Origin of the sequence: Cyclobacterium roseum (assembly GCF_010119225.1) — a bacterium.
Taxonomy (GTDB): Bacteria; Bacteroidota; Bacteroidia; order Cytophagales; family Cyclobacteriaceae; genus Cyclobacterium; species Cyclobacterium roseum.
In genome coordinates, this window is sequence record NZ_WNKF01000009.1 from 189,002 (window position 1) to 205,032 (window position 16,031).

11 protein-coding genes are annotated in these 16,031 nt (G+C 46.5%); 5 read left to right on the plus strand and 6 right to left on the minus strand.

Going from position 1 to position 16,031, the window contains the following annotated elements:
- Positions 1-232 precede the first annotated feature (232 nt).
- The gene (locus GJQ68_RS14250; RefSeq protein ID WP_162417921.1) at positions 233-1,339 is read left to right on the plus strand and encodes an AI-2E family transporter; all 1,107 of its coding nucleotides are present in this window, start codon (positions 233-235) and stop codon (positions 1,337-1,339) included.
- Positions 1,340-1,412: 73 nt separating this feature from the next.
- On the opposite strand, the gene GJQ68_RS14255 is transcribed toward GJQ68_RS14250, so the two are convergent.
- The 3 genes from GJQ68_RS14255 to GJQ68_RS14265 all read right to left on the minus strand — a co-directional run bounded on the left by GJQ68_RS14255 (position 1,413) and on the right by GJQ68_RS14265 (position 6,153).
- Entirely contained in the window at positions 1,413-4,061 is a 2,649-nt protein-coding gene (locus tag GJQ68_RS14255; protein WP_162417922.1) for a DUF7133 domain-containing protein, read from the minus strand.
- Positions 4,062-4,182: 121 nt separating this feature from the next.
- The gene (locus GJQ68_RS14260; protein WP_162417923.1) at positions 4,183-4,875 is read right to left on the minus strand and encodes a phosphoadenylyl-sulfate reductase; all 693 of its coding nucleotides are present in this window, start codon (positions 4,873-4,875) and stop codon (positions 4,183-4,185) included.
- Positions 4,876-4,995: 120 nt separating this feature from the next.
- The gene (locus GJQ68_RS14265; protein ID WP_162417924.1) at positions 4,996-6,153 is read right to left on the minus strand and encodes an MFS transporter; all 1,158 of its coding nucleotides are present in this window, start codon (positions 6,151-6,153) and stop codon (positions 4,996-4,998) included.
- Between the two features lie 375 nt (positions 6,154-6,528).
- Here GJQ68_RS14265 and GJQ68_RS14270 point away from each other — a divergent pair, with 375 nt between their 5' ends.
- Both GJQ68_RS14270 and GJQ68_RS14275 read left to right on the plus strand, forming a co-directional pair.
- Positions 6,529-7,212: a spheroidene monooxygenase gene (locus tag GJQ68_RS14270; protein ID WP_162417925.1), complete on the plus strand. Its 684-nt coding sequence runs from the start codon at positions 6,529-6,531 to the stop codon at positions 7,210-7,212.
- Between the two features lie 6 nt (positions 7,213-7,218).
- A complete protein-coding gene (locus GJQ68_RS14275) occupies positions 7,219-8,127 on the plus strand; it encodes a glutamate--tRNA ligase family protein (RefSeq protein ID WP_162417926.1) in 909 nt (302 codons plus the stop codon).
- On the opposite strand, the gene GJQ68_RS14280 is transcribed toward GJQ68_RS14275, so the two are convergent.
- A complete protein-coding gene (locus tag GJQ68_RS14280) occupies positions 8,105-9,307 on the minus strand; it encodes a Gfo/Idh/MocA family protein (protein ID WP_162417927.1) in 1,203 nt (400 codons plus the stop codon). The two genes, GJQ68_RS14275 and GJQ68_RS14280, sit on opposite strands and share 23 nt — an antisense overlap.
- Before the next feature lie 215 nt (positions 9,308-9,522).
- On the opposite strand from GJQ68_RS14280, the gene GJQ68_RS14285 reads away from it, so the two are divergent.
- Both GJQ68_RS14285 and GJQ68_RS14290 read left to right on the plus strand, forming a co-directional pair.
- Positions 9,523-12,591: a PVC-type heme-binding CxxCH protein gene (locus GJQ68_RS14285; RefSeq protein ID WP_162417928.1), complete on the plus strand. Its 3,069-nt coding sequence runs from the start codon at positions 9,523-9,525 to the stop codon at positions 12,589-12,591.
- Between the two features lie 15 nt (positions 12,592-12,606).
- Complete coding sequence (locus GJQ68_RS14290) at positions 12,607-13,500, plus strand: hydroxypyruvate isomerase family protein (RefSeq protein ID WP_162417929.1); 894 nt, start codon at positions 12,607-12,609, stop codon at positions 13,498-13,500.
- 96 nt (positions 13,501-13,596) lie between these two features.
- Here GJQ68_RS14290 and GJQ68_RS14295 read toward each other — a convergent pair whose 3' ends face one another.
- Positions 13,597-14,763, minus strand: coding sequence for a glycosyltransferase family 4 protein (locus GJQ68_RS14295; RefSeq protein ID WP_162417930.1), 1,167 nt, complete (start codon positions 14,761-14,763; stop codon positions 13,597-13,599).
- An 85-nt stretch (positions 14,764-14,848) separates the two neighbouring features.
- Positions 14,849-15,901: an NAD-dependent epimerase gene (locus GJQ68_RS14300; protein ID WP_162417931.1), complete on the minus strand. Its 1,053-nt coding sequence runs from the start codon at positions 15,899-15,901 to the stop codon at positions 14,849-14,851.
- Positions 15,902-16,031 lie beyond the last annotated feature (130 nt).

The window sequence follows — 16,031 nt, forward strand, 5'->3', positions numbered from 1 at the left end:
ACATGGAAAAGGTTTTTTGACCGACAGTTGCCCGTAACGATAATAAATTCCAATAATTTTTCTTTATCTTTTGATAAAATTTCAGCTGCTAACGAATAAAGTGACAACCGACAAAACGCATCTTCTGATTTCTGTTAAGAAATAACTCGATCTACCGGACTACGCGTTTCTCTTCTTAAGCGTTAACGCAGTCCATTAATCATTCGAAAACTGCCATTTTCAACTTAGCCCTATGCAATTATCCTTTCGAGATTTGTTTTTCACACTGGCCTTCGCTGCTTTGGTCATCGCCATCATGGTCATCGCCAAATCCATTCTCATTCCCTTGAGTTTGGCCCTGCTTCTTTCCTTTATTTTACATCCTCTACACAAAAGGTTACAAGTAAAATTTGGGAATATTGGTGCCGCCTTTACCGTATTGCTGGGGTTTTTTCTGGTTATCATTGGTGTGTTGACATTTTTTTCCGCCGAAATCCTCTCACTTTCAGATCAATTGACCGATTTCGGTGACAAACTGATGATTATATTTACCGATTCAGTGGTATTCGTCAATGAAAACCTCAGCTTTCTGGGCAATTTCGATAAAGATCAGCTTCTGGAAGATGGAAAAACCTGGATAAAAGAAGGAGCCGCCGGATTATTGGGAAAAACCTTCAGCAACACCGCCAGTTTTCTGACAGGTATTTTCACCATGATTATCTACACCTTCCTGTTTCTGATTTACAAAAAGAGCCTGGTCAGTGCCTTCAAAAAATTTGCATCGGAAGAAAATGAAAACCAGTACCTAAAAATGCTGAAAAAAATCCAACTGGTAGGACAGAAATACCTTTCCGGCATGCTGACGCTGATTCTAATCCTCGGGCTGGCCAATAGTACCGGCTTATGGATCATTGGATTGGACAATCCCATCTTATTTGGCTTTCTGGCTGCGACCCTCTCTATTATTCCCTATATCGGGACCACCATTGGGGCCAGTATTCCGGTTCTTTACGGTTTCATATCCTCGGATGAGCTTTGGGTACCCTTGGCGGTGGCAGGGATGTTTTGGCTTATACAGGTGATCGAAAGTAATTTTTTGAGTCCCAAAATTGTCGGCAACAGTGTAAACGTAAATGCCTTTGCCGCCATACTCAGTCTCATCGTGGGTGCCTCGGTATGGGGAGTAGCGGGAATGGTATTGTTTCTTCCCTTTGCGGCAATGTTAAAAGTAATTTGTGAAAGTTACCTCCCCCTTCAGCCGCTCGCCCTTCTGATCGGGGACGATCATTTTAATAATAAACAAGAGTCAGAAAACGGTCCGTCATGGTTTAGTAAAATTAAAAAAAGATTGAGCCACTAGAGGCAAATAAAAGGCCCGCTTGTTTCCAAGCAGGCCTTTTATTGGTTAATATTATTGTAATAGATGGAAATCGTTATTTCTGTTCCGAGAGGTAGGTAATCAGCGATGCAAACTCCTCATAAGAAAGGGAGTTGGCCAATCCGGCGGGCATCATGGAATTCTCCATTTCCGTACGCTCCTTTACATTATCGGCAGCAAGGGTAAACGCCTGTCCGGCAATGTTGCGAATAACGATCCGGTCTGCACTTTCTTCCGTGACAAACCCCACGTAAGATTTATCATCTTTGGTTTGGATCATCACCGTAGCAAATCCCTGAGAAATGGATGCGTTCGGCTTGAGTATGGATTCTGCTATTTGTTCCCGGGTCATGATGCTTCCTATCTGCCCCATAAAAGGCCCTTTCATCTGCTCCCCGGCTTCTACGCTATGGCAAGCTTTGCAGCCCTGTTGCTCGAAAATAGCTTTGCCCTTAACGGCCTCTCCGGCTATCTCCTGCATGGCCAATAAAATATCTTCTATGGAGGATTCTCCAATCTGCCCTTGCTGGTTTTTGATTTCTTCCAGATCTACTTCCGGTTCTTCCAACACCTCCGTCACCGAATAGTCCCCTCCAAATTCAAGGATGCCCATCCGGTTTTTTTGATTCAGCATGGCAATGTAGTCCTTGTCACTTCTACTTCCGGTATCCCACAGCTGTTGAAATAACGCTTTGATCTCAGGTGAAGCCGACCACAACACCGATTTATAGTAAGGTCCATGGGTATCCGGACGGGTTCCCCACCACCAGGAGCCGTCGTAGGGAGCCTCCTTGGTATACAACCGGGCAAGGGTAGCGAGAATGCTCCGCATTAATTCCACACTTTCCGTCCCTGAACCATTATACCTGGAAATTAATCCGGATACGGCAGCAGGGGTATGCATGTAACGCAAGGTCCAAAGTGCCAGGTCTGAATTTCCAGATCCCACTTCTTCCAATATTTCTTTGTCAGCCTCCAGGTCTACCAATGCCCTGACAGCCAAATGAGGTAGGATAATTTCCGAATTCGGGCTGGCATGGGGTCCCTCCTCTCCCAATTCGGGAGCCTGGAATGAATTGGGAACCTCTACTTCCAATAAATGAGGAATCGCTTCCTTATTTCCAATCCTTCCCAAGGCAATGATCGCAGCCGCCCGTACCCTGGGAGACGGATCATTCATCGCTTCTACAAAAGGTCCGGTGGAGAGGTTTTCCAAATGGGCAGCCCGATCGGTAATCGCCCGGATGGCATGCTCCTTCATTTCGGCATCATCCATCAACGCCATCATCTCTGCTACGCCTTCTGCACCTCTTAGCTGCGAAAATGCATACATGGCGGCTACCCGCGCATAAAGCGGTTCCCCTGAGCTTTTCGCTAAATCTAACGCTTCATCTGCTGCCTCTGAACTCCCCCTGCTAACCAACTCCTGCTGCGCATACAGTCGGATGGTAGCACTTTCTTCTTTCAATAAATCGACCAGGTCATCTATATCGGCCGCATTCAGATCGGGCATTTCGCTGTATTCCCAGACGTTGGGTACTACACGTACCACAAATCCCTTCTCGTCATTACCGGAATACCCCGCGCCATCCCATGCGGCCATAAACATTCGTCCGGTTCCGTCTATGTCCAGATCGGTGATTTGAGGCAGTTTAAAAAACTCCTCTTCCTCTTGGGTATAGGAAGGGCCATCGGCGGTCACCCGGTGAATGTACAGTTGGTTTCTTCCCCAGTCCGCCATCATCGGCACCTTATTATACTTCTCCGGCCAGCGGTTGTCATCGATAAACAGTGCTCCGGTACCCGATCCTCCTCCTACATCCACCAGGGCGGGGATAATCTCTTCGGTGAAGTTTTTGAATAAAACCGGGTATCCGTACTCGCCGGTTTGAATCTGATGGATAAACCGAATGTTCCAGCCCCCTCCATCATTGGTATTTCCCCTGGTAAACATATTCATATAGGGGTCGATGGCCACATCGTAGATATTCCTCAAGCCATGGGTATACACTTCCATTTCGGTACCATCGGGCCGGACTCTCAAAATGCCACCGCCAAGCATGGTCATCTCCGTCCCCTCCCGGTCCACTGCACCATGAAATCCAAAATCCCCTACCGCTATGTAGATCCAGCCGTCAATTCCCAGGCGAATGCCGTTCGTCGCATGATCCGTACCCCTTCCTTGAAGAAACTTGGGCGAACTGATATGCTGAATCAGCGGCTTAGAGGGACCATCGGCAACGCCGTCTCCATTTGCATCCTCGAAAACCACCAGGTCCATCCCCGTGGCCAGGCTGTCTTCCAGCGAAAAAACCGTGTGCAACACATAAAGCTTATCACCCAGCGGAATAATTCCACGCGGATTGTCCACTTCGGCAAAAACGGTATGTTCGTCCGCCTTACCATCGTTGTCCTTATCTATGAGTTTGACAATCCTTCCTTTCCCAGGCGTTTTACCCAAGGACCCGATGGCATCTACCCCAACGTACACTTCTCCATAAGGAGAAACGGCCAGACAAGCGGGGCTTGGGGTCAAATCCGGACCGGAAAATGCCTGCACTGCCAACTCATCCGGCCAGCCCAAGGCCTGGCTAAGCGAGTCCAGGGAAGGAGAAGTACTCGATTCGATGATTTCGACCTTTTTTTCGGGTTTACATGCCAATGCGATCAGCAATACAACGAATAAAATAGAAGTTCCTTTCATTAGGTTTACGTTTTTTGCGGACGAAAAATATAGAAAAAGAAAAACCCATCCAACAATCGGATGGGTTTTGTGTCAAATGAACGTTTAATTTACAGGGACGGAGCCTAAAAACCTCCTCCGATTAAAGGTGTAACCCGCATTCGGTCTTCGGACTATTATTCCACCTTCCACTCCTATCTTCTCCCGGCACCGTACAATGCTTGCAACCGATGGAATGGTATCCAAACGCGATTAAGGGGTGAAAGGGCAATTGATGCTCCTTAATATACTGATCCCTTTCCTCTTCCGTCACATCCAAAAGCGGATAGAATTTGAGTATCCCGCCCCTCTCTTCAAAAATATCCAGCGTAGCCCGGTGGTCACTTTGCCAGCTCATCAATCCAGAAACCCATACGGAAAACCGGCTTTTGATTAACTCCAGCGGCTTTACCTTGTTGATGGAGCAACACAGTTCGGGATCCGTTTTCCAGGTTTGGTTAGTGGTCGTATATTCGTGATCTTCTCTTCCCGCACTGACAGAGGCAACATTCAACCCGTAGAGCTCGGTGAGTTTTTTCTTGTATTCCAGGGTTTCTGGAAAATGATACCCGGTATCAATAAAGTATATTTTTTGCTTGGGATTGCATTTGGAAAAAACACTCAGGAGCAAAGCGGAAGTAGCGGCAAAAGAACTGGTCAGCATGACCTCCTTTTCGTCAAAATCCTCGTAAAGCTGAAGTACCCGCTCATTTACGCTTAAGTTTCGGTACCGGGCGTTCAACTCCTTAATCTCTTCTTTCGAATATACTTTTTTTGAAACCAGTGATTCCTGCATGTTGCCTCTCTATTAATTCTATAAAACCTACCAATTTGGTATGGTATTAAATTTTGGTAAAAATAAGGAAAAAATTTTGAAAACCAATAAAGTGGAATGTAAACCGACTTCGATATTCCATCAGGGCTTTGCCTGGGCAAAATCTTGTCTTCCCACCCTTACCCAAAAAGGGATCATCAGCCCTACCAGGGCCATCAATGCAAAGGACCCTTTCAATCCAATCAATTCCGCTACGAAACCGATGAGCGGTGGTCCCAGCAGGAACCCGAAGTAAGAGATGGTGGACACCATGGCAATCGCCAATCCGGGAGCATAGCCAGAAGCATTCCCTGCGAGACTATAGGTAAGTGGAACCACGGCGGCTGCTCCAAAACCCACCATCATAAAAGACGGTATCACTACCCAAATAGAGGGGAAAAGTACGGATAATAGTAATCCTGAAAAAACCAGAAGGCCTGATACTTGCAATACCATCGTTTTACCAAACCGGTTGGCAAATTTATCAGCCAAAAACCGACCCAGTGCCATGGCTCCCATGTAGGCCACATAACCGCTGGGTACCCAGGCCGCCGAAGCGCCCACTTCCTTTGCCATGTACACACCCGACCAGTCAAACATGCAGCCTTCACACATCATTCCACAGAACCCCACCATACCCAGGTTGGCTAGCGTCCTGTTAGGTTTCTTCCAGACGAATCCACCTCCGCCAGTTTCTTTTTTACCTCCATCTGGGAGGATCCCCTTTTCAAAATAAAACAGCATACCTGCTCCCAGCAAGAGAATAATCAGGTAATGGTCCCTCGGACTAAGGTCAAAATACACCATCAAAGCCCCTATTCCTGCCCCGATAAAGCCTGCCAGACTCCATAAGCCGTGAAAGGAACTCAAAATATTTCTACCATAATCCTTTTCAATTCCGAGGGCTTGGGTGTTTAAGGAAATATTCATCATATTCCCCATCATACCAAAAATAAATACCATCAGGGCGAGAATAACCGCATCCGGAGAAAAGCCTATTCCCACCAGAAACAATATGTAAAAGGACATCCCTGCCAAAATCACCCACTTGCTCCCAAACCGAAACACGGCCCAGGCAGCTAAGGGTAGCGCCAATAAAGATCCAAGTGGCAGGCCCAATAAAACCGAGCCCAACTGCCCTTCGCTTAGTTGAAATTTATCCTGAAAATCCGGTATACGCGATGCCCAGGAAGAAAAACACAAGCCTGTCAGAAAAAAGAATGCCCCGGCAGAAAGTCGTCTCGTTTTTAATTTTACCATAGTTGCTCAACAGCCTGCAAAGGTAAGGTAGAAGCGGTAGGTTTTTGTGGTCATTCCCGTATCTTTTTGTAGCCTGGAAATAAAACTTTATTCCCCCCAATCCGGTTTCTTTTGTTAACAAGGTTTGATTTGGAAAGGAATACCCGTCCACTTTCATTTTTTGTTGGTTTTCCATCATTACTTCTTAGCCACCTAAAATTTAATTACTTATGGAATTCGTTATTGCAGGAACCACCATCGCCCTGGCCATCCTATTAATCCGGGTGATCATAAAAAAGGTTTTCGATTGATTTTTAGAAGGGGAAGGGTTGTTCATTCGGTTGACTTTGCCAGCAATGAAAGGATAAATTCATCCTGATGTTTATATTTGTAGCAATGAGTGATAACCAAGAAATCGTATCTTTGACTTTTTTTGAATATCCCAGGTGGAATCGCTGGTGGGCCTTTAATCAAATGCAATTGGCAATGGCACCACTAAAACAGACCTCCGGGCTTAAATTTTATAAACTCATGGGCACAGGCGGTGGATTTGGGTTTTCCCTTCGCCCGGATTTCAAAACCTATGCCTTGTTGTTGGTATGGAAGAGCGCAGCCTTTGCCAAAAACTATACGGAGTCTGACATATACCAGCGGTTTAACCAGCAATGCAAAAGTAATTTCACCTATTGGATGCACTGCATACAGGCTCATGGGAGCTGGAATGGAATGCAACCCTTCGCCGTAAGAGAAGTGAAGACCGAGGGACCCGTGATGGTCATCACCAGAGCCCGCGTAAAATTCCATAAAATCCTACGGTTTCTATCCTTTGTGCCCAAAAGCAGTCGATCAGCGGAAGGTGCCGACGGCTTGCTTTTCACCAAAGGCATTGGAGAATGGCCGGCTATAGAACAGGCTACCTTTAGCTATTGGAAAAGCCAGCAAAAAATGGAAGCCTTTGCGTACCAGTCGGATCATCGGGAAATCATTCAAAAAGTAAAAAAAGAAGGATGGTACAAGGAAGAACTCTTTGCGCGTTTTATCCCAGCCCCACTTCCGGAATCTGAACCAGACGACCTCTAATTCAAAATGTATCTCCGGAAAACCAGACTTGCTCCTACGCCAAGTGGATTGCTACACCTGGGAAACGTGGTTTCTTTCCTCATCACCGTCAGTTTGGCGAAAAAACACCAGGCAAAAATCCTACTCCGGATTGACGATTTGGATCTAAAGAGAATGAGGGCAGAATACGTCCAGGATATTTTCGATACACTGGATTTTCTGGAAATCCCTTATGACGAAGGACCAAGGTCCCTTTCTGATTTGCAACAAAACCATTCTCAAATTCACCGATTGCCCCATTACCGGCAACTCCTGGATGAACTTGCCTCCAATCAACTCGTTTTCGCTTGCAACTGCTCCCGAAAAGATATCCGGGAAAGCCATCCAAAGGGCTGGTACGGTGGGCAATGCCGGACAAAAAATATCCCCTTGTCAGCGCAGGGGGTAGCCTGGAGACTTAAAACTACCGGGGACCGTCCACTTTCCATGAAGCAGTATCCCGAAGCCAGGCAGGGCTACCGTATTCCCGATTCCATGGACTTTTTTATCGTTAAAAAAAAAGACGGTGACCCGGCTTATCAGTTAACCTCCTTGGCCGATGATCACCATTACGGCATTGATTTTATTGTCAGAGGTCAGGATTTGTGGGAGTCATCTTGCGCCCAATCGTACCTTTCTTCCCTGCTGCCGGGTGATCCCCTGAGTAATACTACCTTTTTTCATCATCCCCTACTCCTGGATGGTAAGCGGAAATTATCCAAATCAGCGGGAGCCCTTGCCATCCGATCCATGCGCAAATCCGGAATGAAAAAAGAAGCCATTTTAACAAAAGCCGCCTCTTTTTTAGGGATACAAACTCCTGTCCGCAGCCTCGAAGAGTTTATCCCTGCCTACTTGTATCGGCTGGAAAATCTCAATCGTCATAATCCGGAATAAGAAGCTGTTCCCCTCCGTTCAAAGCTGATTGATGCGCAATAATCCCTGGTACGGTGTAGGCCAATGCCTCATAGATATCCACCATGGGCGACCTGTTTTCCAGAATTGCCTGAATAAATTCGTGGGTGATAAAGGTGTGAGACCCGTCGTGGCCGCTATTGTGTCGCAGCGGTTCCGGCAAAAGATCGGTTTTCCACCAATTTGGGAACTCGAATGCTTCTACGTTATTTTTAGTATGGACAAAACCGGCATCGTCCTTTCCTTCTTCATTTTCCTCCCTGATTATGGTCCCGGCCTCTACGTGCCCGGTGGGTAGATACAAACTCATTTTCTCTCCTCGCCACTCCCCTCTTTCGGCGTTTCTCAAGGCACCTTTCCAGTTCACTTCCACCCGGAAAGGATGGTCCCGGTCCGTATGGAAAAATGCCGTTTCGTTCCAAAATGGGTTATGGTAAGGGTTACCTTTCAGTAAGCCATCCCCTTCACCCCAGCCAAGGCAACTTACTTTTTTTAACCGCTCACCCGTCACGCTGATTAGAAATGCGGTGCAATGCGTAGGGTAATGCATGGGAGGTAGTCCATGTCTCCAGGTAGGTTCACCGTTTTCAAACCACAGGATTTCCAGCCCGGGATGATTGTATTCGGCAGCCGCACTGAAAATCTCGCCAAATTTTCCTTCCTGATAGAATTTCCTGGCGGTAATGGTGCCTTGCATAAAAGTCGTTGTTTCCGCCATCATAAAAACCTTTCCGGAGGACAACACCGCCTCTTTTACCCGGTTACATTCTTCAATGTTCATGGCCAGCGGCACTGCGCACAGTACATGCTTCCCCGCCGTAAGGCTTTCGATAATGTGGTCCGCATGGTCGGGAGCCGGAGTCGCCAAAAAAACCGCATCTACCTTGGGGTCGGTCAGCAGTTGCTTCAGGGAAGGATAGCTTTTTTGACATGCGTAGGTTTTCATCAAATGATTCCGCCGATCTTCCCGCAAATCACTGACTGCCTCTACGATGCAGTCCGGGTGTTCGTGAAACTGAAAAGTGGCTCCGAACCTGCCGCCAACAATTCCTACCCGAACCTTAGAAAAGGTTTCATTACCATAGCTAGTAAATGGGCCCATCGCCAACAGGCTGGATGCCATGGCTGATTGTTGGATAAATTTTCTTCTGTTTATACTCATCGTCCGTATTTTTTGTAAACACCCCTACACAAATATACCCTTAGGATAAAGGAACAGACTACTTTGTCCCGGAGAACCGGCTCCCCAAACCACCTGTAAGCTTACCCTGCTCCAGTGATAACTGTCAAAAAAACAGTTAAATAATTGGAATAATATCGGAATTTTCTGTTTATTCAACGAATAATTAACCAATGAATGCCCATACCTGCAACATCATGCCCAAAATAATTCAATCAAACCAGCTGAAATCACTCTTATTGCTTTTGATTATCAGCTTTTCCTGTGAGGAAGCATCCGAAACGACCGCTGTTCATCCCTTCGATCAATTAAGTGAAGAGGAGAAGCGAAATCCTGAGAATGCCCTTCTTGGAATCAAGGTCAACGAGAGCCTGGAAGCAAGCCTTTTTGCCTCCGAACCAATGATCACCAACCCTACCAATATTGACATTGATCACAAAGGAAGGGTGTGGGTTTGTGAAGCATACAATTACCGTCCGGATATCACTGGAAACGAAACCAAGGGAGAAGGGGATCGGATTTTAATCCTGGAAGACAGCAACGGCGACGGAAAAGCGGACAAAAGTACGGTGTTTTACCAGGACCCAGAACTGAATGCCCCATTGGGAATATGGGTCATGGGGCATCAGGCGATTGTTTCTCAAAGTCCCTACGTGTGGTTATTGACCGACACGGATGGCGACGATAAAGCGGATAAAAAGGAAGTTATTTTTAAAGGTGTTGGCGGGGAGCAGCATGACCATGGGATGCATGCGTTTGTTTTTGGCCCGGATGGTAAATTTTATTTTAATTTTGGTAATTCTGGTGGGACCATTCAGGATAAGAGCGGCCAAACCCTGAAAGATACCAACGGGAAGCTTATTGATGCCGGGAATTACAAAGAAGGACTGGTTTTTCGCTGCGATGCGGATTTTTCCAATATTGAAGTACTGGGACAAAATTTCCGGAACAACTACGAGGTAGCACTCGACTCGTACGGCACCATGTGGCAGTCCGACAACGACGATGATGGAAACAAAGGAGTCCGCATCAATTACGTCATGGAATACGGCAATTTTGGCTACAAGGATGAAATGACCGGAGCGGGCTGGAGAGCCAATCGCACCAATAAGGAAAAAGAAGTCCCCTTACAACACTGGCACTTAAACGACCCTGGTGTGGTTCCCAATTTGCTACAAACCGGAGCGGGATCGCCTACCGGCATGGTGGTATACGAAGGCAATGCGCTACCGGAAGTATTTCAGAATCAGATGATCCACACGGATGCGGGACCCAATGTGGTCCGGGCGTATCCGGTAGAAAAAGATGGGGCCGGTTACAAAGCCTCCATCATCAACCTGATGGAAGGCGACAAAGACCAGTGGTTCCGGCCATCCGACGTATGCGTAGCACCCGATGGATCGCTGATGGTTTCGGACTGGTACGATCCCGGAGTGGGAGGCCATCAGGTGGGAGATCTGAATAGAGGTCGTATTTTCCGGGTTTCCGCACCAGGTACCCCCTATGAGGTTCCCGAGGCGGACATTAACTCCCCAAATGGAGCCGTAGAAGCATTGCTAAATCCCAACCTCTCCCTGCGCTTTCAGGCATGGAAAAGCCTGGAGGCCATGGGACCCGATGCCAGGCCGGCACTGGAAAACATCTTTTACGAGCATGATAACCCGCGTTTCAAGGCCAGGGCATTTTGGCTTTTAGCGAGATTGGATGAAAAATACATTCAGGAAGCTGTTCGTCACCCAAACCCCGATCTTCGGATTTCGGGTATCCGAGCCGCCCGCCAGCATAACCTGGACCTAATACCCTACCTGGAAACACTGGTGCAGGATTCAGATGCGCAGGTACGAAGAGAAGTAGCCATCGCATTGAGAGGCATGAATTCACCAAAAGCCCCGGAGCTTTGGGCAGCATTAGCCCAACAACACGATGGGGAAGACCGCTGGTATTTGGAAGCATTGGGAATTGGGGCTACTGGCCAGTGGGATCGTTTTTATTCGGCCTGGATGGAAAAATCCGGAGCGGATATTAGCAGCAAGAAAAATCAGGATATCGTCTGGAGATCCAGAACGGGTAAAGCCATTCCCCATTTGGCAAGCCTGGCCTCTGAAGCTTCCGAACCCCTAGAAACCAGACTGCGGTATTTCAGGGCCTTTGATTTTAATCCGGATAAAGAAGGGAAGTCTGCTGCGCTGATTAAAATGTTAGAAGCGGAGCAACTTCGTCATGAAAACCAGGAGGAGGGACAACAAATAAACAGGCTGGTGTTAACCCACCTGGACCCGGAATACCTGGACAGATCCCCGGCTGTGCGCTCTGTGCTTACCACTACGCTGAATGAAAGTGCTGGAACCGAGGCTTATTTGGAGCTGGTACAGAAGTTCGAAGTTAAATCCGAAAATCCACGGCTGCTACAAATGGCATTGGAAGAAAGCGACAATACCCTTGGAAAATCCGCTGCGACCCTATTGCTCCGGCAAGGGGGCCTGAACAGTGTACAAGAGGTGCTTTACAGTGGAGAAGATGACAAGATTCACGCCATGTTTGCTGTATTGCGAGGGATCGGTAGTGCGGAATCACTGGATCTGTTAGAGAATATGGCATTTGACAGCTCCCTTCCGCTTTCCGTTCGCAAAGAAGCTACCGCTGCAATAGGGGGTAGTTATGGCGGTGAAGACAGGGTTTTGGCATTATTGGAAAATGAAAAGCTTCCGGAAAATCTAATTCCGTCGGCGGTTACGGGGGTAAGTCGTGCCTGGAGGAAAAGCGTTCGTGCTGAAGCGGCCACCTATCTGGATGCTACCGCCAGTGAAGAAAACCCACTACCGCCTATGAAAGAGCTCCTCGCTATGGAAGGAAGCATAGAAAAAGGATTGGTAGTATTTAAAAACAATTGCGCGGTGTGTCACCAGGTAGGCGATATGGGGATGGACTTTGGTCCCAAACTTTCCGAAATAGGCAGTAAGCTTTCTAAAGAGGCCCAATTCATATCCATTCTTCACCCGGATGCAGGCATTAGCTTTGGCTACGAAGGGTACCTAATTCAAATGAAAGATGGCAGCAGTCTGGGAGGAATAATCGCCAGCCAGACGGAAACAGATATTGACCTAAAACTACCGGGAGGTAGTACAGTACCCATTAAAACCAGCGAAATGAAAAGCATGGAACAAATGGAAAACTCGATGATGCCTGCCGGATTAGAAAAGACAATGAGTACCCAGGAACTGGTAGATCTGGTGAGCTACCTGATGTCCCTTAAGAAACAATCTTAAATTAGAATACTATATATGAACCAGGAAGAAAATAACCCAAGAAGACGCACATTGAAGAAAATGGCCGGTGTAGGCCTGGCTGGCATGCTGGCACCGGGACTATCCCAACGGCTCCTGGCTGCTGAGAGACAGCTTCCGGATGCCCTAAAGGGCAACGTCAACCATTCCGTATGCCGGTGGTGTTACAATGATATTGCATTCGAGGACCTGTGCAAGGCTGCGGTAGAAATCGGTTTAAAATCTATCGAGTTGGCCGGACCAGAAGAATGGCCGGTTCTCAAAAAATACGGGCTGGACTGTGCCATGCCCTGGGGTGCGGGTTTGGGCATCGAAAGGGGCTGGAACAATCCGGAGCTGCATGAAGAACTGATCAAAAGTTACGAAGAGGTAATCCCTAAAGTGGCTGCCGCAGGCTACAAGCAGATCATTTGTTTCTCCGGCAACCGAAATGGACTGGAGGATACCAAAGGGATTGAAAATTGTGCCATGGGATTGAAAAAAATCATGCCTGTTGCTGAAAAGCACGGGGTCATCATGTGCATGGAATTATTAAACAGCAAAGTAAATCACAAAGACTACCAGGCTGACCATACCGCCTGGGGAGTCGAGGTTTGCAAGGCCGTAGGTTCCGAAAACATCAAGCTCCTATATGACATTTACCACATGCAGATTATGGAGGGTGATGTCATTGCCACCATCAAGGAGTACCACCCGTACATTTCCCATTATCACACCGGCGGTGTACCGGGAAGAAACGAAATAGACGAAAGCCAGGAACTCTATTATCCCGCCATAATGAAAGCCATTCTCGAAACCGGATATCAGGGCTATGTAGGCCAGGAATTTATCCCAAAGAGACCCGATAAATTGGCTTCTCTAAAGCAAGGGGTAGAAATTTGTGATGTTTAATCTTATAGGATTTAGAAATACAAAAGCCGACTCGCAATGAGTCGGCTTTTCTATTTCAATAGTCGTTCCTGCCTGTCAGTTCAGCATTTTTGACCTTCAGTTCATATTGATTTCGTTGTCGGAAAATACACTTTTTGAGATCTCCGGTTTGCGTCGGGACAGCAGCTTCTTTCTTCTGACACCTTGTTTTTCTGACAAACTCGGTCTCCTTTTACAATTATTCTTGATGTTTTTCAGGGTTTGCTTATCCATCCAGATCCCCAGGCCTACCGCCACCAGAATTAGCGTCGGAAACAGAAAATGATCGCTAAGTGAATACCCAAAAAATACGAGTGCTATGAAAAGTAACTTGACCGTTCCCAATGTTAACGCCACCTGATCATGCTTCAGTCCCATTCGAATAAGAAAATGGTGCACATGGCTTTTATCAGGCTTTAAGGGAGACTTTCCCTTCAGGCTGCGTTTGACAAAAATACGTACCGTATCATAAATGGGAACAATCAAAAAGGCCATGCCGGCAGCAAATGGGGCGTTCAATTTCAACCCTTCCCAGGGGGCCATGGTACCGGTTTTGTCCACAAATAAAATCACCAGCACCGTAAGCGCAAACCCCAAACTCAGGGACCCGGTATCTCCCATAAATATTTTCGCCGGATGCCAGTTGAATACTAAGAAAGCAAGTATCCCCCCTACCAGGGTAAAGGAAATAAGGCTATAGGAAACCATATCGGCCGTGTAAAACCAAAAGCCAAGAATGGTTAAGGTCACCAGACTAAGAGCGCCCGCAAGCCCGTCTGCGCCATCTATTAAATTAAACGAATTGGTCAAAACCAGAATGGCAAAAAAGGTGATTGCTACGCTGACAATGTAGGGGATTTCATAAATCCCCAAAAAACCATAAAGGCCGGAAATCCGGATATCCGCCATTACAATCACAAAAAAGGCTGGAATAGATTGACCGATTAGCTTCTGAAATGCCGTCAATTCGATTAAATCATCTCGAAGTCCTACTGAAAACATGATTCCCAGGGCCACCAGAAAATACCTTGTTTCCACGATCTGGTCAAAACTAAGCCAGGCAAATAAACCCAGAAATGAGGCAACGATGATGGCAATTCCTCCCATTGAGGGAATACTCCCTGCATGAATCTTCCTTCCCCCAGGAGCCTCCATGAAATTGATCCTTTTTAGAATCATGATCAAGACTGGCGTCATCAAAAAACCAAAGAAAAAAGAAGTAGCCGTGGAAAGAAAAATATTCATAATATGAAAGTTTTCACAAAAATAAACATAATGAATTTATAATATTAGTTTTTTACTGCGAATTTTATACCAAAAAACAGTTTATTTACACTTTATAGTAACTTCTGTACCATTTTACAAATTGCTCGATACCAAAGGGGACCGAAGTAGAAGGCTTATATCCCAATTCCTTTTCGAGTGGAGTGGTATCCGCAAAGGTAGCAGGTACGTCTCCTGGTTGAATGGGCAACATTTCCTTTTTCGCCTCTTTCCCAAGAGACTCTTCGATGGCCTGTATAAAATCCATCAACTTTACCGGACTGGAATTTCCAATATTGTAAACCGTGTAGGGAGCCTTGGATTTGCTCGCATCTCCTGTATCAGGATCCCAATGTTCATCTGCTACGGGAACTTTGTCCACCACACGAATCACCCCTTGTACAATATCGTCTACATAGGTAAAGTCTCGTTGCATTTCGCCGTAATTAAACACCTGAATGGGTTTGTCTTCCAATATGGCTTTTGTAAACAGAAATAGTGCCATATCTGGTCTGCCCCAGGGCCCATACACGGTAAAGAACCGTAGACCTGTAGTCGGAAGGCCAAAAAGATGACTATAGGTATGAGCCATCAATTCGTTTGATTTCTTAGAGGCAGCGTATAAAGACACCGGGTGATCCACGTTCTGACTGGTCGCAAAGGGCATTTGCGTATTGGTTCCGTAAACCGAACTGGAAGAAGCGTAAGCCAAATGTTTTATATCATGATGCCTGCACGCCTCCAGAATGTTTAAAAACCCAACAATATTGGCCTGGATGTAGGCATCTGGATTCGTCAACGAATACCGGACACCAGCCTGAGCTGCAAGGTTCACCACTTTGTCAAACTTCTGTTCAGCAAATAATTTCATCACCCCTTCCTTATCTTCCAATTGCAGTTGAATAAACTGATACCCAGGGTATTTATTACTGGATTGTACTTTCCCATACTGAACGGCAGCCGGGTCGATACCGGTTTTGCTTAACCGGTCGTATTTTAGCTGTATGTCATAATAATCATTGATACTGTCCAGTCCTACCACTTCATCCCCTCTTTCAAGGAGCTTTTCAGCCAAATGCATACCGATAAATCCAGCAGTTCCTGTGATCAAAATTTTCATGTGCTTGTTAATTTTTGCGGATAACAGTTATTAGGGATAAAAATTCAATCGAATCCATCACTTAAACCAAAAACTATAATTACGGCAGTAAAGATACTAATTTTAATGAAAAACCTGACTTTCTCCCAAC